18 protein-coding genes are annotated in these 18,093 nt (G+C 32.1%); 5 read left to right on the top strand and 13 right to left on the bottom strand.

The window, feature by feature from the left end:
• Window positions 1-343: 343 nt before the first annotated feature.
• Window positions 344-997: a histidine kinase gene (locus ACQY1Q_RS09255; RefSeq protein ID WP_431005026.1), complete on the bottom strand. Its 654-nt coding sequence runs from the start codon at window positions 995-997 to the stop codon at window positions 344-346.
• Between the two features lie 192 nt (window positions 998-1,189).
• Window positions 1,190-2,257, bottom strand: coding sequence for a ligand-binding sensor domain-containing protein (locus tag ACQY1Q_RS09260; RefSeq protein ID WP_431005027.1), 1,068 nt, complete (start codon window positions 2,255-2,257; stop codon window positions 1,190-1,192).
• 35 nt (window positions 2,258-2,292) lie between these two features.
• On the opposite strand from ACQY1Q_RS09260, the gene ACQY1Q_RS09265 reads away from it, so the two are divergent.
• Window positions 2,293-2,511, top strand: coding sequence for a hypothetical protein (locus tag ACQY1Q_RS09265; protein WP_431005028.1), 219 nt, complete (start codon window positions 2,293-2,295; stop codon window positions 2,509-2,511).
• Here ACQY1Q_RS09265 and ACQY1Q_RS09270 read toward each other — a convergent pair.
• From ACQY1Q_RS09270 to ACQY1Q_RS09285, 4 genes are all read right to left on the bottom strand, one after another.
• Complete coding sequence (locus ACQY1Q_RS09270; protein WP_431005029.1) at window positions 2,500-3,924, bottom strand: amidohydrolase family protein; 1,425 nt, start codon at window positions 3,922-3,924, stop codon at window positions 2,500-2,502. The genes ACQY1Q_RS09265 and ACQY1Q_RS09270 overlap by 12 nt on opposite strands.
• Before the next feature lie 246 nt (window positions 3,925-4,170).
• Window positions 4,171-4,929, bottom strand: a complete 759-nt coding sequence (locus ACQY1Q_RS09275; RefSeq protein ID WP_431005030.1) for a YoaK family protein — start codon at window positions 4,927-4,929, stop codon at window positions 4,171-4,173.
• 112 nt (window positions 4,930-5,041) lie between these two features.
• Complete coding sequence (locus ACQY1Q_RS09280) at window positions 5,042-5,758, bottom strand: hypothetical protein (protein ID WP_431005031.1); 717 nt, start codon at window positions 5,756-5,758, stop codon at window positions 5,042-5,044.
• A gap of 149 nt (window positions 5,759-5,907) precedes the next feature.
• Window positions 5,908-6,999 carry a hypothetical protein gene (locus ACQY1Q_RS09285; protein ID WP_431005032.1) on the bottom strand — a complete coding sequence of 364 codons (1,092 nt, stop codon included), beginning with the start codon at window positions 6,997-6,999 and terminating at the stop codon, window positions 5,908-5,910.
• Between the two features lie 772 nt (window positions 7,000-7,771).
• Between ACQY1Q_RS09285 and ACQY1Q_RS09290 the strand changes: the two genes are divergently transcribed.
• From ACQY1Q_RS09290 to ACQY1Q_RS09300, 3 genes are all read left to right on the top strand, one after another.
• Complete coding sequence (locus ACQY1Q_RS09290; protein ID WP_431005033.1) at window positions 7,772-8,212, top strand: SRPBCC family protein; 441 nt, start codon at window positions 7,772-7,774, stop codon at window positions 8,210-8,212.
• A 95-nt stretch (window positions 8,213-8,307) separates the two neighbouring features.
• On the top strand, window positions 8,308-8,670 hold the full coding sequence (locus ACQY1Q_RS09295; protein WP_431005034.1) for a DUF2200 domain-containing protein: 363 nt from the start codon (window positions 8,308-8,310) through the stop codon (window positions 8,668-8,670).
• A gap of 191 nt (window positions 8,671-8,861) precedes the next feature.
• Window positions 8,862-9,731, top strand: a complete 870-nt coding sequence (locus tag ACQY1Q_RS09300) for a DUF5694 domain-containing protein (RefSeq protein WP_431005035.1) — start codon at window positions 8,862-8,864, stop codon at window positions 9,729-9,731.
• Between the two features lie 82 nt (window positions 9,732-9,813).
• On the opposite strand, the gene ACQY1Q_RS09305 is transcribed toward ACQY1Q_RS09300, so the two are convergent.
• The 4 genes from ACQY1Q_RS09305 to fumC form a co-directional block, all read right to left on the bottom strand.
• A complete protein-coding gene (locus tag ACQY1Q_RS09305) occupies window positions 9,814-11,058 on the bottom strand; it encodes a PD-(D/E)XK nuclease family protein (RefSeq protein ID WP_431005036.1) in 1,245 nt (414 codons plus the stop codon).
• A 49-nt stretch (window positions 11,059-11,107) separates the two neighbouring features.
• Entirely contained in the window at window positions 11,108-11,251 is a 144-nt protein-coding gene (locus ACQY1Q_RS09310; protein ID WP_431005037.1) for a hypothetical protein, read from the bottom strand.
• A 41-nt stretch (window positions 11,252-11,292) separates the two neighbouring features.
• The gene (locus ACQY1Q_RS09315; RefSeq protein ID WP_431005038.1) at window positions 11,293-12,642 is read right to left on the bottom strand and encodes a hypothetical protein; all 1,350 of its coding nucleotides are present in this window, start codon (window positions 12,640-12,642) and stop codon (window positions 11,293-11,295) included.
• Window positions 12,643-12,886: 244 nt separating this feature from the next.
• Entirely contained in the window at window positions 12,887-14,284 is a 1,398-nt protein-coding gene (fumC, locus tag ACQY1Q_RS09320) for a class II fumarate hydratase (RefSeq protein ID WP_431005039.1), read from the bottom strand.
• Between the two features lie 147 nt (window positions 14,285-14,431).
• Between fumC and ACQY1Q_RS09325 the strand changes: the two genes are divergently transcribed.
• A complete protein-coding gene (locus ACQY1Q_RS09325) occupies window positions 14,432-14,605 on the top strand; it encodes a hypothetical protein (RefSeq protein WP_169835736.1) in 174 nt (57 codons plus the stop codon).
• A gap of 53 nt (window positions 14,606-14,658) precedes the next feature.
• Here the strand turns inward: ACQY1Q_RS09325 and ACQY1Q_RS09330 are convergent, their stop codons facing one another.
• The 3 genes from ACQY1Q_RS09330 to ACQY1Q_RS09340 form a co-directional block, all read right to left on the bottom strand.
• A complete protein-coding gene (locus ACQY1Q_RS09330) occupies window positions 14,659-16,410 on the bottom strand; it encodes a M14 family zinc carboxypeptidase (protein WP_431005040.1) in 1,752 nt (583 codons plus the stop codon).
• Between the two features lie 24 nt (window positions 16,411-16,434).
• Window positions 16,435-16,887, bottom strand: a complete 453-nt coding sequence (coaD, locus tag ACQY1Q_RS09335) for a pantetheine-phosphate adenylyltransferase (protein ID WP_431005041.1) — start codon at window positions 16,885-16,887, stop codon at window positions 16,435-16,437.
• An 84-nt stretch (window positions 16,888-16,971) separates the two neighbouring features.
• Window positions 16,972-17,946: a D-alanine--D-alanine ligase gene (locus ACQY1Q_RS09340; RefSeq protein WP_431005042.1), complete on the bottom strand. Its 975-nt coding sequence runs from the start codon at window positions 17,944-17,946 to the stop codon at window positions 16,972-16,974.
• Between the last annotated feature and the right edge of the window lie 147 nt (window positions 17,947-18,093).

The raw sequence follows: 18,093 nt of genomic DNA on the forward strand, positions 1-18,093 counted from the left end.
ATGTGTTGAAAATAAAATGTGAACGTAAAAATGATAAGAAGAAAGATAGACTTAGGAATTTTATCATGTGAAGCTCTTTTTTAACGAATTCAACATTCAATTTACAAGAAGCTTCTTCTTTTCTTAAAACTACATTACTCGTAAGGTGAGATTTTAATATCCTGATACTTGTATCGAAATTTTTAAACAGTTATACAGAAAACCTCGGGAGTTAGTCCCGAGGTAGTTGACTCAAAAGGTTATGGTGTGTTTTATTTTACCTTTGAGGTATTTTTATAATTAATCTTCGTTGTATATCGGAATGATTATTTTGCTGTTAGCACTGAATGTTAGCCACAAAGGTTCATTGGCATCTTGAAGTGCGTAAAATATCAGACAGTAAATCCACAGCTCTTCTGGCAACCTTAGGGTCTTCAATTATTAATGATTTAATAGAGTTGAGCGAATTAAATAAAAAATGCGGATTAAGTTGTGTTGCCAAATTATCCAGTTGTGCCTGTTTAGCAATTACCAATAACTCTGCATTTTGTTCCGCAGTTTCTAACCTGTTTTTATAATAATGGTATAAATGATAGGCTAAAATCCAAATAGCCATTAAACGTAAACCGGTTATCAAAACCGGATCCCAGTATTTTAATGAGATCCATAAAGTGTAATGTTTATGTTGAATCCAAACCCAGTAAAAGTGCCATTTAAGATTTGCAAGCAGCATATAAGCAATTGATAACACGATGATAGAAAGAATAACTCTAATAGCTAAACTGCCAAGATTTAGGGTATTCCAGTTTAATTTTTTAGCAAAATACCTGTATAAGTGTGTAAGAGAAATACCAAGCGCAATATCAAGTACGTAATTGAGCAAGGTAAAAAATAATCCGTAGTGATCTCTTGTATATACGGTGTATGCCCAATATATAGAAACGGTTCCCCAACCTAAAATTTGACATTTCCAATAAAGGCTTTGGGTGTTGCTTGCTATGTTTTTTGATCTATTCATTGATGAAACAAAGAAAACGTGATTTTATCAATAAAAAAAGACAAAGTACATAAGCGTGAATAATTGGGGGTGAAGCAGTTTAAAAAGTACAAACAGTATGGGTACAGTGAAATGTTAGAGTGTTATGTGTATTAAGATAGTTGATGGTTGTTTTATTTCATACTATAACTTATATAGATTGCGGGGTAACCTTTATATTGATATTTCTTGTATGTTTTCTCCGTCAAAATTCCATATACCATATCTGCCACCAAACCAAATAGTATGATTTGCATCTTCAAAAATAAAAAGGATTCCGGAAAAAGTACGTCCGTCTTTTGATTTGAACTCGTTAAAAGTTGTACCATCGTATATACACAAGTTACCTAGCGGACTACCCAACCAAATATTACCGTTGTTATCTTCAAAAATAGCATGAATCCGTTTTGAACAAATGCCATCTTCAACAGAAAAAGTTTTGAATGTGGTACCGTTATAAACGGTTAAACCACTGTTTCTATTTCCGTTAAAACCAATCCATAAATTTCCGGAGGCATCACAATATAAGGTTCTAACCATATTATCACTCAATCCGTCTTCAATTAAAAACTGTTTGAACTCTTTGCCGTTAAAACGGCTGATTCCGCCATGAGTCATTGAAGTAAACCACATAGCTCCTTGGGTGTCTCTGGTAATATAAGGTGTCCAGTTATGGTGCAAACCATCTTCTTGTTTTTTACCAATTTCGGTTAAAAAGGATTTAAAATTTGTACCATCATAAGAGTAAGCTCCACCACCGGCAGTTCCAATCCATAAATTATCGTTAGCATCAGTAGCTAAAGAGTGAACGGCATTAGGATTTATAACAGGATACATTTTAGCAAGCCAAACACCGGAAGTATCTTGAAAGGGAAGAGGCAGGTGTTTAAATTGTTTTCGGTTGTATTTAGTTAAGCCATTTTGTGTTCCAAACCACACGTTGTTGTTACTGTCTTCAACAATTGAAAAAACCTGATTGCTGCTTAGTCCATCTTTACGGGTATAGTTTGTATAAGTTTTTCCGTTATAATGAAAAACACCGGAACCGTTACTGCCAAACCAAAAAGTTCCTTTACTGTCTATCATACCACTATTGAAACCGTTTTTTGGAACAGGAATTTTAGCAGGTTTTATGCTTGTTGCAGTAGGCTGAGATTTGTTGTTGTGGTTACCTTGTCCGTTACAGGAAATGAATATAGACAATACAATGATTAAAGTGATATGGCTAAGTGTTGATTTCATATAACATATTAAAGATAGAAATTTTAGGTTAAGTATTGCTAGAACTAGCCGTAATTAAGGTTATACATTCGTTAGGAGTTGTTATTCTTGTTCAAATTGCTACTAACTGTCTTGATTATGAGTGGTCTTTCGGCTTAGCACGTAACTTTGGAAATACACACCAAACTGAAAATCCGTTAGAGTTTTCAGAAGTAAGTGAGAATGAGCAATTTTTATATGACACGTTGTTAGGTATATTTTTTTTAATTACTTAAACTATTCAAAAGTTCTTTCCAGTCATACTTTTCTTTATTTGCAGTATTCCATTTCTCAACATCTGTAAGCATAATATCAATTTTATTTTTATCTATCCATTTGCCATTTACAAACACTCCTGAAATTTTACTTGTATTGCTAATGTTTTCTAAAGGATTTTCATCGAGTAAAATTAAATCTGCAAACTTGCCAATTTCAATAGTTCCAATTTTATCATCAATCTCAAGCCATTCTGCACCTAATCTTGTTGCAGAAGCTAATGCTTCTTCATTAGTTAAACCAGCTTCTACTAATAATTTTAGTTCATCGTGAAGTGAAAAACCCCAAACAATACCAGATATTCCGGCATCTGTTCCGGTTACCATAGGAACTTTGTTCTCTTTAAAGGCTTTAACTATCAGTTTATGAAAATCAGCTTGTTTTTGAAAATATTCTATTAGTTGGTCAGATGCTCTGTAGTAGCTGTTTGAAGTTATCCATTTACTTTGCATTAGTGGGTGAACATACTTAAAACTAGGAAGATTTTGAATATTCTCTAATGATCTTGCTTGTTTAATGATTGATTCCATATTACTTAAGTTAGGAATTAACCAAGTACCATTTTTTTTAGCTAAACGAGCAAATTCTAGAGCCTTTTCGTAACTATAATCATTAGTTTGTTTAGATAATTCTTCTGCGTGAGCAATTAAACCAAAATGAGGAATAAAAAAGTCTTTAGCAGGTTTTCCTTCAAATACGTTTGGAATGTGCCCAACAACTTTCATTTTCTGTAGTTGAGCTTCTTCTATTATCGCTTTAAAAGTTTCTTCATTCAGTTTGCTATATACTTTGATAAATTCGTATTGTTCGCCTTTTGCAATTCGGACTGCTTGTCTTCCGTCAGATGGATTTGTTGCTGTCATATTTGCATTTTTTCCATCAATTAGGGCAGCTAAAGCTATTCTTGGTCCAATTACATCTCCTCGTGTAATTTCATTACGTTGTCCTATGTGTTCGGGTCTTGCGCTTAATTCGAAAACCGTTGTGACACCGTTTGTAACATACAAAGTCATTAAATTTTGTGTATCATAATTAACCAAAGGTCCTTTTGTTGGGTAGATAACAAAAGGACTTGAACTAGCAAGATTGTGTACATGCATATCAATTAATCCAGGAATTAGCCATTTATCTTTCCCTTCAATAATTTTTGTATTGGTCGGAATAGAACCATTAATAGACTTTATAACATTTTTTTGTATTACTACTGTTGCATTCTCAATGATTTTGTTGTTCTCAGTCATTGGAATTACATTCACATTTTTGATGACATAAGTAGTATTCTTTTGTTGATTGATTTTTAATTGAGAATGGATTTGTGCGTTTAAATTGAAGCTGATCACAGCAAACAGCGTTAGAAACTTTAAGAATTTCATTTTGATTTTTGATTGATGGTTTCTTTATTACGACTTAAATTTATAGGATTTGTTACATTTTGCCTAAGCTGAGCATATATATAGTAGGCTAGGGGTTTATTACTTCTAGCTTTCTTTTTATATTTTAAAAACACATTTAGTAAAAATAATCTTTTAGCAAGTTGTACACTTGATTCATTAAAAAAATAAGATTATTCGTTATCCTTATTTTTTTTGTTACTCATTATTTTTAGTAGGCATAAACATTTATTTATGGGTATTACTACGAGCAACCTTTCTTTGTTTATACTTTCTTTTAGTTAAAATAATTCGATATCTAAAGTCGTCAAAAAGTAAACTTACCATCAATACAATTGCAGGAAAAACCAGCGTATTGAGTTTAAGGTTCATTCTTGAACATAAAAACCCGCCGACTAATCCGCCAAGAAAAAAGAATGAAATAATAAAAATTCGTAGTTTGATTGTTGCTTTAATTTTCTCTCTATACGGATGAGCTTTTGGAAAAAATAATTGTGATAATTCAATTCCTAAATCTGTAAATAAACCTGTTAAGTGGGTTGTTCTTACAATTGCATTAGAAATTTTTGTTACAAACGAGTTTTGAAGCCCCATGGCAAATAGGAGGCAACAAACAATTAAATCAACATTTTTTAGCTGGGTAGTTTTATAAATAATTGGAATAGATATTAATAATAAGCACTCAATGATGGTTGGTAATACAAAAACATTTAGTTTTTTAGTATCTCTATATTTTTCAATTAAAAAACCGGAAGTAAAAGAGCCAAATAAAAAGGAAAAAATGTAGAGGAAGTAAATAGTTCCTTTCCAAACGTTAAAATTAGAAACATCATTTATAAAAAGAGCAAAATGGCCTGTAACGTTAGTTGTTAGCTGTTGTAATTCTAAAAAACCTGTAACATTTACAATTCCGGCAACAAAAGATAAAATTATAGCAATTCGTAAATTGTGTTTTAATGTTCTGCTTTTACCTTGATGTCTAAACATTTTATTTCCATTTAGGTTGAAATTAAAGATAAATGTTTTTCGGTTAAAATGTTGGCAATTGTGAGTAGATTCGGACGTAGACGAATCCGCCGTAATTGCGGTTATACATTTGTTAGCTACCGTTTTTCTTTTTTTCGATTATTTGAATTTTCATCAAATTAGTAGTCTGAAAAATCATAGATTCCTTTTTAGTTAAGAAATATAGATAAATAAACTTATCTGATTTACCAAGGTAATGTAAATCTTCATTTGTAATAATTGTTTCATTTTCAAGAGTAATGATGTAATTAAGTTTATTCTTATTCTCTTTAATTTTTTGTGCGTCAATTACCCCGTCCATACCTGTGTAAAATAAAATAGCAAAAATTATTAGGGCTCTGTAACTGAATTTTAATCTTGTTTTTATAAATAGTAAATAACTATAAAAAAAGGTTGATAAAAGATATATTCCAACCTTGATTATATCAAGTTTTTTATACAAACTATCAGTGAAATACAACCAAATAATTACTCCAGTCACTGTAACTATAGACATTAGAATAATTCCAATTCTCTCTTTCTTAAATATTCCGTAGTCCAAATTATCATTAGTCCCTTTATCTGATTTTGGGTCTAATTCATTAAGAAAAATTCCTAATCCAAAAATTGCCAAATAATATAGAATATCATCAATAAATAAAGTAGCATATTCTCCAATGGTCAAAAAGTCTGTTATAGAAATATTGAATTGGCTATAGAATAAAATGAGTTTGATAGAACTACATAATATTATGAAAATACCACCTATCGGTACCATTTTACTTAATAATTCAATTTTTTCTTTGTTCATTTCAAATGGTAGCTAACGGTCTCGGTTATGAGTAGTTATGTGGTTTAGCGAATAACTTTGCAAGTACACACCAAACTGAAAATCCGCAAGGATTTTCAGAAGTAGGCGAGAATGAGCAATTACTTATAGCCATTGTTGTTTGCAGTTTTTTAGTATAATGTTATTAATCTTAATTTTCCGTTTTCAGATTTATATTCAAATCCGATTGTAATCTTTACAATTTCATCCATTGTATTCAATAATTCAATTAAAATATCAAATTTAAAAATGTTATGTGTTTTTAAATCAGTCATATTGTATATATAATTGCTTTTAATTTTCTTTTGTATTAATTGTGTTAATTCTTTTTTGGAATAAGCTATTAAATTGGCTTTTTTTAGCTTACCTTTTTTTACAGTTTTTAAATATTCGAACTTGTTCTCTTCAATTTCAATTTCTTTTATTTTAGAGACTATCGGGCTAATTGAGTTTAATGAAAAGTCAGTATCAGATTCAAATCCTTCAAAGACCTCTCGTTCAATTTTATATGATAGAAAAACTCCGTAATAAATGCCTTGAAGACTCTTTACTTCATAACCTGATTTTTCAAATGGATAACTAATTAAATTAACATTTTCAGAGTTATCTCTATCGTCTTCGTGTTCTAAAATTATGGTTCTATTATTCTTAATAAAACTATTTGCTAAAATGGTTGACAAATATGATTTCATAAAAGACTGATTTGTTAGGTCAAAAAAGCCAATAAATGGTTGATAATCTGTTAAATCAGAAATTAATTTATTAAACATATTTTCTGATAGATTATTTATATATACTATAAAAAATTGAGTTGAATGTTGATACTTAAATTCATTTGTTTGTTTTATTTGGCTGTAAAATCGAAAGAACAGTTCATTTTGTAATTCGTTATCACCAATATAATCTCCACATAAAATACTATGTGAACTATCTTTATTGAATAAAGGAATTAATTTTTCAAATACTTCATATCCATACCAATTACTTTCTATTTTTGAACTGTCAAAAATTAACCCAATTTCTTTTCTATCGTATTTTGGGGTTAAGCAACTTTTAAGGCTTTTATAATTTATTCCTTTTGAGTTTAGAATCTTAATTAATTCGTTAAACATTCCATTGATTTCAGAATGCATAACTTCATCATCTAAAGAGAAATATTCTTTAGTAACTTCAAGAAACATATTTCCTCTGGCATTTATTGTGTAAATAGTCCTGTCGTTCATTTCTCAAAATTGCATACAACTCGTTTATATATATAAAATACATCGTTATACAACCAATTTAGTAGTATGATTGTTGTATTTTATGTTTGTTTTTATAGCTGACTAATTTAATGAATGCTAATTTATTTTTTTACGGAATCCCATATTACCATTAAAATAATTGACACTCCCCGAAACGTTCCTGCCGCTGGTGGGAAACTTTCGGCAGTTCCCGAAACGTTCCTGCTGCTGGTGGGAAGCTTTCGGCATTCCCCGAAACCGTCCTGCCACTGGTGGGAAGCTTTCGGCAGTTCCCGAGACCATCCTGCCGCTGGTGGGAAGCATTCGGCACTTCCCGAAACGATGCTGACGTGGTCAGGAAGCATTCGGCAGTTCCCGAAATGGTGCTGCCGCTGGTGGGAAGCATTCGGCATTCCCCGAAACGGTGCTGCCGCTGGTGGGAAGCATTCGGCAGTTCCCGAAACGATGCTGACGTGGTCAGGAAACAGTTAGAACAATTAATTTCCTTCCAACAAAAAAACTAAGATGAAGTTATTAGTTGAGAATAGGTAGTTTTAAACACCTAACACCTAACACCTAACACCTAACACCTAACACCTATAACCCCTTCTTCCCTGGAGAAATTTGTTAGTTTGCAAACCAATTTCTTTTTATAAGGGTAGTTTTGAAGAAAACAAGAGCACCTCCTCTTGTTTCTTTTGTATGCACACCTAAAAGAAGAGCGTTGTATGCCAAAGTTGTACTATATTTAAAACATAAATTAGGAGCGTACATGAAAAAAACCGACCCACCTATACGTGTTGAGGTTACACTAGAAGCATCAATAGAACAAGTGTGGAAAGCCATTACCGAAGCATCTCAAATGGTGCAATGGTATTTTAAAGAAATAGAAGCTTTTGAACCTACCGTTGGTTTTTCTACACGATTTGTTGTTGAAAACGAAGGAAGAATTTTTCCGCATGTATGGAAGGTAACCAAGGTAGAACCGTATAAAAAAATAGCGTATAACTGGCGGTATGAAGGTTATACGGGCGATTCTGAAGTAACCTTTGAGCTGCAAGCAATTGAAAACAGAACATTGCTACGGCTAACTCATGAGGTTATAGCGTGTTTTTCAGCAACCATACCGGAGTTTACAAGAGAAAGTTGTTTAGGCGGTTGGCGCTATTTTATTACCGAAAGGTTGCAGGCCTATGTACAGACCGGTTGTTAACAAAAAAAATAGTACTTTTAGAGAGGTTGCCTATTGTGGAGTAATCCAATATTTCTGTGTATTTGCATAGGGTAATTAAGTAAATAAATAATAGTATGAGTACAGCACATCATGATGAACGTATAGCAAAAATGACAGTTGCCTCTGTATATCCGCATTACGTAACTAAAGTTGAAAAAAAAGGAAGAACGCAGGAAGAGTTACATACGGTAATTGAATGGTTAACCGGATATAATGTTCAAAAACTACAAGAGTTAATAGATCAAAAAGTAACGTTTGAAACCTTTTTTAGTGAGGCTACACTACACCCGAATGCGCATTTAATAACAGGAGTAATTTGCGGGTATAGAATTGAAACCATAGAAAATCCGTTAACGCAACAGGTACGGTATTTAGATAAGTTGGTAGATGAATTGGCTAAAGGACGTAAGCTGGATAAAATTTTACGTACGGCATAAATAAAATGACCACTATTGCAAAAAATTAAGTAGGTTAGCAGGGGGATAATTTTATCTTGATGTATCCGGAGTACGGGTTGCCGTTAAATTGTATTTTGATTGAAAGCATGAGTCGGGCGAAGGCTTTTATCAAGAAAAATGGAAGAGAAATAACCTATAAAAAACTACTTACGTAACTTAAATTTATTTGTGTGAAAAACATAATTGTAAGCGTATGTTTTCTGCTGTTATGCAGTTGTCATACCCAAACGGAAAAAGAAAAAACGTTAAAAAACAATACTGAGCAATCGGGTACTAACAAAATTCAGGTTCTTAATTTTGGTACGTTTCATTTTGGTTATACTTCTGATGCGCATAGTACGGAGTTTGATGAGCACAGTGCCGAGCGTCAAAAAGAAATCAGAACACTTTCAAAAATGATAGCAAAATTTAAACCGACCATTATTTGTGTGGAAGCACTTCCTAAAAATAATCAGAAGTTAGATTCAGTATATCACGAGTTTTTAAAAAATCCGTCAGAATTAAATACTAAATATGGCGAAATAAGTATGGTAGCTTTTGATGTAGCACGCCTAAGTAATGTTGAAAAATTATACGGAATAGATAATCATCATGTAGGGTATAACTACAGTGTGGGCGATTTTATTGAAAGCAGTCCGGAATACACCAATTCAATAGATCCGGAAACGTATTTGGAACTTACCAACCAACCGTTTAAAAACAATCCGGAACTGGCAGAACGAAACAAGAAATACAACGAGCTATCATTACTTGAAAAAATGAAGTTGCTTAACGAGCCCGAATATTTAGATTATTTAATAAATACGAATGCCGATAAGTTGTTATATGTAGGGTTAGAGGATGGTTTTGAAGGGGCCGACAATGCCGCTATTTTTTATCATAGAAACATGAAAATATATTCTAATTTAAACAGAATAAAAATGACTAAAAACGACAGAGTTTTTATTTTGATGGGAGGGGCACATACAGCTTTTTTACGTGAGTTTATCAACCGAAGTCCGAAGTTTGAAATGGTGAACACCTTAGAATATTTACAATAAATAGGGGAGTAACCGATATATAAAAAAAGGCGTCTTAATTTTTTAAGACGCCTTTTTTATAAGGTATGTTGTAACGTTCTTATCATTTTTTTAATTCGTCTTCAATTACTTTTTGAATTTTTGGTAAATCAATATGAATTAATTCTTTAAATCTTTTTTCTATTTTCTCATCAAGTGAATCTTCCTCGGAATCTAAAAACTTACTGTATTCACTTGATGTAATTATTTTCTTTTGGAATACTAGATGCCAGGAAGGTCTAAGTTTTCCATTTGCTTTGATTACCTTACTAAAAACATCTGTGTTATTTTTGAACAGTTCATAAAGTTTCTCTCTACTAGATGTCAATACATAATCTCCAATTTTCATGTCAAAATAAATGTATTGCCTTGTTATGTGAAACTCAAAAAGAAAGAGCCAATTCTTTTCTAAATTGTCTTCTTCTGTTATAAAACCTTTTTGTTTTAATAGTTCTATATTGTCATATAGGAAATTAGGTTGAAATCTGATATAAGATTTTGATGTACTGAAAGGCCTTATACTTGGTTCATCTTTAATTAGTTGAACTAAATTGTTAGGGACAAGAGTGGATTGACTGGGAGAGGCATATTTAAAAACTAAATCAAATGCAGGTTTGTATTTTTTGTATAAATCTTTTGCTAACTGTTCAATTTTTTCGTTTTCGTTCATGAGCGATTTTAAAGTTTGAAGGTACTGTTCGAGTACAAATCGAGTATTATTGTTAATTCCAAGTGTTTGTCTATCTAAAACTAATTTTATAAGCTTTTTAATATGTTCATAAGTAAGTAATACATAATTATCTTTTTCTTTATCAGATATTTCTTGCTCAAAAAGGGAAAGGTAAATGAATATTTTATGTTTATAATCTCTAAATTCATCCTCAATATGATTTCTATATTTAGTTAATTGTTCTTTACCTTCCTTGGCATAAATTTTATTTTCGATTAGAATACACAACTCATTTGATTTAGAAAGAATCAATATATCTATATTTTTATATTCTCTTCTTATTTCAACATCGTCAAAATTCATATTAACAAAATCGAATACTGATAGTTTAGAATAATCATTTCCTAAATCTTGGTATTCATTTTCTTTGAAATATAATTTGATAAATTCTTTTATAAAAAAATCATCTAAACCATGCGTTTCATTGGGGCTAAATAACCAACCTAATAAATTTGAATGTTGTAATTCTCTGTGAGCAATATTCAAAATAGACATTAGATTTATTTCTTCATTTACTAAACTTTGAATATTAGTAAAATCATCATCTAAAATCAATTTCTTTAACTGGGTTTCTTTCATTCGTTTTTTTAATAAATACTAATTTATCTACGAACTTAAAAATAAAGAGTTAATCTTTATAACGGTTTTCCGTAAACGAACTATTTTTATATAGTTTATTGCTGTTTGAATCTGCTGTTGTTATTAATAAACAATTTCTTAATTCATCAACAGCCCATTTTTTAGCTATTATATTTACTAAAGGAAATGTCATTTTTCGAATAACTGTTAACTATATACTATAAACCATATTTTCTATTCTGCAATTTGTCCTTGCATTTGAAACATTCCGGTTATTTTCATTCCTTTTACCAATTCGTTAAACCTCATGTTTTCCGGAGTTACAAACATATCTATGGTAAAAAAGTGGTTGTCGTCCGGGTGTGTAATAAGTCTAACGTTCATTAAGTATCCTTTCTGGGTATTATTTTCAAGAAAAGAAGTCTCTTTAAAATCTTCTAACTGACCAATAAAGTCAAAACAGGCATAATTAGGTAAATCATTATTAGGCATATACATCGTAAAGTCTTCACTGTATTGTATAGTTGTGTCTGAATTGTCATTATTGTAACTATCTAACACAAAAGCAATCCCGCTAATTTTTATAGTGTGCTTTTTCTTAGAATGGTATTTCTCACGATTTTCTGCATAATCTGTGGCAAAATAAGAGATGCCAAAAGTATCTCTTCCGTTACCTGTTATTATTGCTCCTAAATTTTCAATGTTTTCCCATTCATTAATTTCTTTATTTAAAACGTCCAATGCAAAATCTGTTTTAATAACGGGTAAAATAATTTTAGGATCTTTATTTACAGAGATTCCTTTGAAAGAAACATCAGTATATTCTAATTGAGAGGTTGTAATATTCTCATGTATTGTTATGTTTCCTTTTGTGGTTGCTAACGCAAAATATTCCATTAAAACTTGACTTCCGTTAGGCTCTCTGTAGCTATCAAATCCAAAAATACCGCACCAAGTATTGCTTAAGTCAAAATTATTAGACTTCTTTATTTTTAACCCAATGCTATTTTCAATAACCGGAGGGTATATTTTTTCTCTATCCTGAAAATAGTCGTAATCTCCTTTTAATTGGGTTTTAAAAATGTTGTCATTTTCTTCCGGACTAAAATTTTTGAATCCTTTATAAACAAGCTCATCTTCTTCAAACGAATAAGAAAGCGCTACCTTTCCAACGGTACTCTCATTAAAACAATAAGAAACGGTAATTGCTTTTAATTCATCAGCATTGTTTGCCAATTCATGATTGTTATCATCTGCAAATTGTGAGTGATATAAAATTACGTAAGAATTAATATCGTTATTTTTTAGCTTATGATTAAAGCTACTTTCCATTCTATTAATTACCTCTTTAGCAGAAAGAGCGTATGAATTGTCTTCTCCAAGAGTGTATAAAAAACCTACAATTTCACCGGATGCTTTTTCATAAGCTGAAATTGGAGCGTAGTTACCTTGCTGTTGCATGCTCATAAATAATACAATATATTCATTGTATTTACTGAAAGAAGAGAACAGTTCGTTTTTTGGCGTGATTGCTTTTGGAGTGTCATTCGTGTCTTTCTTTTTTAAAAAGTCAAATAGTCCCATGTTTGTTTATTGGTTTTTGTCTGCTTGTAAGAGCAATGTTGTTATTAATTCTTTTGCATAACAAAGTTAGTTACGGGATTAAAGATAGTGTTTTTCGATTTGGTACAAACCTGATTGTTTTTAATTAGAATAGCGGTGCTAAACGGAGTAGAAGAGAAGTTAGTTATTTTGTGCTATGTTTTTATTGAAGCAATAAAAAAAGCCACAATACTGTGGCTTTTATATGTTTGTATAAGTGTGATTGTTATTTTAAACTACCAATCATATCCTCAGGTTTTACCCATTCGTCATACTCTTCAGCAGTAACATAGCCTAAGTTAATAGCTTCTTCTTTTAACGTAGTACCGTTAGCATGTGCCGTGTTAGCAATTTCAGCAGCTTTGTAATATCCTATTTTAGTATTTAAAGCAGTTACTAACATTAACGAGTTATTTAAAAGCTCATTAATTCGTGTATAGTTAGGCTCAATACCTACAGCGCAATTTACATCAAAAGACACACAAGCGTCTCCGATTAATTCAGCTGATTGTAATACGTTAGCCGCCATTACCGGTTTAAATACGTTTAACTCATAATGCCCTTGAGTACCACCTACTGTTACGGCAACGTCATTCCCCATAACTTGAGCACATACCATAGTCATAGCTTCTGCTTGTGTAGGGTTTACTTTACCCGGCATAATTGAAGATCCCGGTTCGTTTGAAGGAATAATAATTTCTCCGATTCCTGAACGTGGACCTGATGCCATTAAACGAATGTCATTAGCAATTTTATTTAATGAAACAGCTAATTGTTTTAACGCTCCGTGTGTTTCTACTAAAGCATCATGTGCAGCTAAAGCCTCAAACTTATTTTCAGCAGTTACAAAAGGTAAACCTGTAAATTCAGCAATGTATTTAGCTACTAATACGTCATATCCGGCAGGTGTGTTTAAACCGGTACCTACAGCAGTTCCGCCTAAAGCTAACTGAGCTAAGTGTGCTAAGGTATTTTTTAACGCTTTTAAACCAAAGTTTAACTGGGCTACATATCCTGAAAACTCTTGCCCTAAAGTTAACGGAGTAGCATCCATTAAGTGCGTACGTCCGATTTTAACCACATCTTTAAAAGCTACTGCTTTTGCTTGTAAGGTATCACGTAATTGCTCAACTCCCGGAATGGTTACTTCTGCAATTTTTTTGTAAGCGGCAATGTGCATTCCGGTAGGGAATGTGTCGTTTGACGATTGTGATTTGTTAACATCATCATTCGGTTGAATGGTTTTTTCACCTTCACCAATTACATTTCCGGCAATTTCGTGGGCACGGTTGGCAATTACCTCATTAACGTTCATGTTAGATTGTGTACCTGAACCTGTTTGCCAAATTACTAGCGGAAATTGATCATTGTGCTTACCGGCTAAGATTTCATCACATACTAAAGCAATTAAATCACGCTTGCTTTCTGCTAATACTCCTAATTCACAGTTAGCGTAAGCGGCCGCTTTTTTTAAATAAGCAAAACCGTATACAATTTCTAAAGGCATAGAAGCAGCAGGACCAATCTTAAAGTTGTTACGAGAGCGCTCTGTTTGCGCTCCCCAATATTTATCAGCAGGTACTTCTACCTGTCCCATAGTATCTTTTTCAATTCTGTATTTCATGTGTAAAGAATTTAGAATGCTATAAATTAACGATGACCAAAATTACAAATTATACTCCTTTTAGGGGGTGATTTTTATTAGATTTTATTGGCTGAAATAAAAAATAGTTATAATTTTGTTCTCCGTAACAATTATAATAAAATACAAATGTTAGATTTTTCAGAATTCTCAGGTTTAGTTTTATTCATGTTTATTTTTACAGCTGGATTTTGGTTGTTAATTTTCTTATTAACATTTGTAGTTCCTTACTGGATTGGTGGAACTATCTGGGAAAACATGAAATTAAAAAGAGAAGCAAAGAAAGCTGCTGAAGGTAAGTAAGCAGTTTATATCATATAAAAAAAGCTCGTTCATTTTTGAACGAGCTTTTTTTATTAGTATGCTTTATAAACGGGTAATTGTAAATAGGCCGGTTCATAATGTGGCGTATGTTTATATACAAAGTATAATTGTGCATAGGTGTTTTTAGCAAAATTGGCATCTGCTTTTATTTTTTCTTCTAAAGCAGTTTTAACCTCCGGGTGCTCTTTTAAAAAAGCTTCGGCAATATCTTCAAACACATAGGCTGAAAAACCTTCTTTTTGTTGTAAAACGGTATCAAAAAAGTTCCAGTTAAAAAAAGAGTCTTCCGCTTCTGCTTCCAATGTTTCTATTAGGTAACGTACTCCATTTTGTTGTGTAGGAATGTATATGTCTCCTTTTTTAAATAGCACCTCTTGAGTAGTTTCTTCAACAACTGTGTTGTAATGTAGGTAATGCCCTTCATAAGCTGCTTTTCGGGTATCGTAGTTTTTTATATGCTGCACCTTTACGGTAACCGTAGTGTCTTTTTCAAAGCGGGTAAATTCTATTTGGTTATTTTGAAGCCTTTCCAATACCCTAAACCATCCTTGCTTTAAAATATAAGCTTTAGGAATGGTAACTATTTTAGTGGGTACAAAGTTATTATAGTAGGCTATATTTTTAGTGTACGGTTTTGTTCTATCGTAAAATAAACGTTTTCCGTTAGTAACTTTACTATCTATATAACTGCCTTCATATCCTTTAAAATCAAACGGAGTAGGGGTGTTTTTATCCACTTCAAAAGCGATAGGATACGTAATTGCCTTTGCATAGTTTTTAAACGCTTGATTTCGTAAGCGTTTAATTTTAGCAGACTGCTCTGTCGTAAAATCTAAAGCAGAACACATTAATTCATAAGTTTGTTCTACACGTATTTTGTAGGGTTTTAGCATGTGCGTTTCTACCATAAAACCTAAGGTGTTAAATAACGAGGTGTATCCGGTAGAGTAGCGGGGAGAATCGAAAAATTGCGACCATCCTGCTTCAGGGGTAGTTCCCCAAACATTTACATAAGGAGTAATAGGAATGTTTTTTTGAGCTAATGAGTTTTCAATATAAGGTCGCATTGTGTGCTCTAAAAAGTTACCTAAGGTGCCGCCCAATTTGTTATGTTGTGTAAATAAGTGTGTAATGGCGTATTGGTAATCGGCTCCGTTACTTACGTGATTGTCTATAAAAACATCCGGGTTTACGGTATGAAAAATAGAAGCAAAGGCAGCCGCATTTTTAGTATCTTGTTTAATAAAGTCACGGTTTAAATCATAGTTTCTGGTATTTCCTCTGAAACCATATTCTTTAGGTCCGTTTTGATTGGCTCTGGTATGAGAGTTTCTGTTAAGTGCGCCCCCTATATTATATACAGGAATTACACACAGTAAAGTATTTTCATACGCTTTTTTTAAAGAATCATTTTGAACCAAGTTTCTCATTAATAACATAGATGTATCAATTCCGTCAGACTCTCCGGGGTGAATTCCGTTATTAACCAAAACCCTGTTTTTAGGTGAGTTTTTAATGGTGTTGAGGTCGGTTGCTCCATTACTGTTGAATACAACTAAATGCAAAGGTTTGCCGGCATCTGTTTCACCTATTTCAAATAAAGAAATTTCAGGGTAACTTTTGCTTAGTTTTTTATAGAAGTCGATTACTTCGTTATAAGTTGGAGTTTCGGTTCCGTTAGAGGTTTCAAACAGCGTTGTAAAATCTTTTGAGGGTTGAGGTAGTGTTTGTTTACAAGCAGTATATAAAATAACAAGGAGTAGTAGAGATAGTTTTTTAACCATAGTTAACGTTATTTTTTAATAGTATTACATTCTTACTGCGTCAGGAACTAAGCCCGTATAGTCACCGTCATTTCTAATTACATCACGAACAATAGAAGATGAAATATAACTTTTTCCTGATGAGGTTAGTAAAAATACAGTTTCAATTTCTGAAAGTTTACGATTGGTATGTGCAATGGCTTTTTCAAATTCAAAATCAGCCGGATTTCGTAAGCCTCTTAAAATAAATTGAGCATTTTGTTCTTTACAAAAGTTTACGGTAAGTCCGCTATAGGTAACTACTTTTATTTTAGGTTCGTGTTTAAATGTTTCTTCGATAAAGCGTTTACGTTCTTCTAAAGAAAACATGTATTGTTTGTCGGCATTAATACCAATGGCTATAATAAGTTCATCAAACAGTGTAACGCCGCGTTCAATAATGTCAACATGTCCTAAAGTTATCGGGTCAAATGATCCCGGGAAAATAGCTTTTTTCATGATGTGTTTAGTGTTGTTTTGGGTTGGTGATTTTTAAGAGATACAACAGTGATATGAACACTGTTGTATTTTATGCTAGGGTTGTTATTTTTTTAATGCTTCTTCAATGGCATTTTCAAATAATTGGGCTAAAGTAATGCCAAACTCATTAGCCTGTTGGGGTAAAATACTGGCTTCAGTCATACCCGGAACCGTATTCATTTCTAAAAAATGAGGTTCTTCATTTACCAAAATATATTCAGAACGAGAAAAACCACTCATATTTAATACCTCATATACTTTTTGTGCTACTTCTTTTACTCGTTGTTCTTGTTGTTGCGTTAAACGTGCCGGAGTAATTTCTTGTGATTTTCCTAAGTATTTAGCTTCATAGTCAAAAAAGTCATTATCAGAAACTATTTCGGTAATAGGAAGCACGGTAGTTTCTCCTTTATATTGAATAACGCCGACAGATACTTCAGTACCATCTAAAAAGCTTTCAATTAAAATTTCCGTATCTTCTTTATAAGCTTTTTCAATAGCCGGAATCATTTCTTCTTTAGTATATACTTTTGAAATACCAAAACTAGAGCCCGCATTGTTAGGCTTTACAAAACAAGGTAATCCTACTTTATTGATAATTTCTTCTACCGAAAAATGATCTCCTTTATTAAAATAGACAGAGGTAGCGGTTGGAATTCCATATTGTTTTACAACACTTAAAGTATCTCTTTTATTAAATGTTAATGCCATTTGATAAAAAGGAGCAGAAGTGTGTTTCATGTGTATTAAATCAAAATACGCCAATAAGCTTCCGTTTTCTCCCGGAGCACCATGAATGGCATTAAAAATACAGTCAAACGTAATTTTAGTGTTTTCTTTTGTAAAAGAAAAATCGTTTTTATCAATAGTATATTCAACTCCTTCAATAACCACAACCCATTTGTTTGGTAAAATGTGTACAGAATACGGAGTGTATTTTTCTTTATCTAAATGTTTATAAACAACAGCACCACTTTGTAAAGATATTTCTACTTCTGAGGAATACCCTCCCATAACAATGGCAATATTTTTTTTCATCTATTTATTTTATTATTTTTTAATGATCAGATGTAACTGTGGACGTTTAAAATAATTAGAAATACTATGGTTACCATTTATTTTAAATGTACAGGTTATCATAACTACGTTTAAATTTTAATGTATTGGGTGTAGTAAAGTTAAACT

Source organism: Tenacibaculum sp. TC6 (genome assembly GCF_050606265.1).
Taxonomy (GTDB): Bacteria; Bacteroidota; Bacteroidia; order Flavobacteriales; family Flavobacteriaceae; genus Polaribacter.

What these genes read in the sequence shown, in the direction of transcription:
- ACQY1Q_RS09325 (WP_169835736.1), top strand. Translation starts at nt 14,432, where the DNA reads ATGTTAGATTTTTCAGAATTCTCAGGTTTAGTTTTATTCATGTTTATT.
- ACQY1Q_RS09305 (WP_431005036.1), bottom strand. Translation starts at nt 11,058, where the DNA reads ATGAAAGAAACCCAGTTAAAGAAATTGATTTTAGATGATGATTTTACT.
- ACQY1Q_RS09290 (WP_431005033.1), top strand. Translation starts at nt 7,772, where the DNA reads ATGAAAAAAACCGACCCACCTATACGTGTTGAGGTTACACTAGAAGCA.
- ACQY1Q_RS09280 (WP_431005031.1), bottom strand. Translation starts at nt 5,758, where the DNA reads ATGAACAAAGAAAAAATTGAATTATTAAGTAAAATGGTACCGATAGGT.
- coaD (WP_431005041.1), bottom strand. Translation starts at nt 16,887, where the DNA reads ATGAAAAAAGCTATTTTCCCGGGATCATTTGACCCGATAACTTTAGGA.
- ACQY1Q_RS09285 (WP_431005032.1), bottom strand. Translation starts at nt 6,999, where the DNA reads ATGAACGACAGGACTATTTACACAATAAATGCCAGAGGAAATATGTTT.
- ACQY1Q_RS09295 (WP_431005034.1), top strand. Translation starts at nt 8,308, where the DNA reads ATGAGTACAGCACATCATGATGAACGTATAGCAAAAATGACAGTTGCC.
- ACQY1Q_RS09330 (WP_431005040.1), bottom strand. Translation starts at nt 16,410, where the DNA reads ATGGTTAAAAAACTATCTCTACTACTCCTTGTTATTTTATATACTGCT.
- ACQY1Q_RS09270 (WP_431005029.1), bottom strand. Translation starts at nt 3,924, where the DNA reads ATGAAATTCTTAAAGTTTCTAACGCTGTTTGCTGTGATCAGCTTCAAT.
- ACQY1Q_RS09310 (WP_431005037.1), bottom strand. Translation starts at nt 11,251, where the DNA reads ATGACATTTCCTTTAGTAAATATAATAGCTAAAAAATGGGCTGTTGAT.
- ACQY1Q_RS09340 (WP_431005042.1), bottom strand. Translation starts at nt 17,946, where the DNA reads ATGAAAAAAAATATTGCCATTGTTATGGGAGGGTATTCCTCAGAAGTA.
- ACQY1Q_RS09275 (WP_431005030.1), bottom strand. Translation starts at nt 4,929, where the DNA reads ATGTTTAGACATCAAGGTAAAAGCAGAACATTAAAACACAATTTACGA.
- ACQY1Q_RS09260 (WP_431005027.1), bottom strand. Translation starts at nt 2,257, where the DNA reads ATGAAATCAACACTTAGCCATATCACTTTAATCATTGTATTGTCTATA.
- fumC (WP_431005039.1), bottom strand. Translation starts at nt 14,284, where the DNA reads ATGAAATACAGAATTGAAAAAGATACTATGGGACAGGTAGAAGTACCT.
- ACQY1Q_RS09255 (WP_431005026.1), bottom strand. Translation starts at nt 997, where the DNA reads ATGAATAGATCAAAAAACATAGCAAGCAACACCCAAAGCCTTTATTGG.
- ACQY1Q_RS09315 (WP_431005038.1), bottom strand. Translation starts at nt 12,642, where the DNA reads ATGGGACTATTTGACTTTTTAAAAAAGAAAGACACGAATGACACTCCA.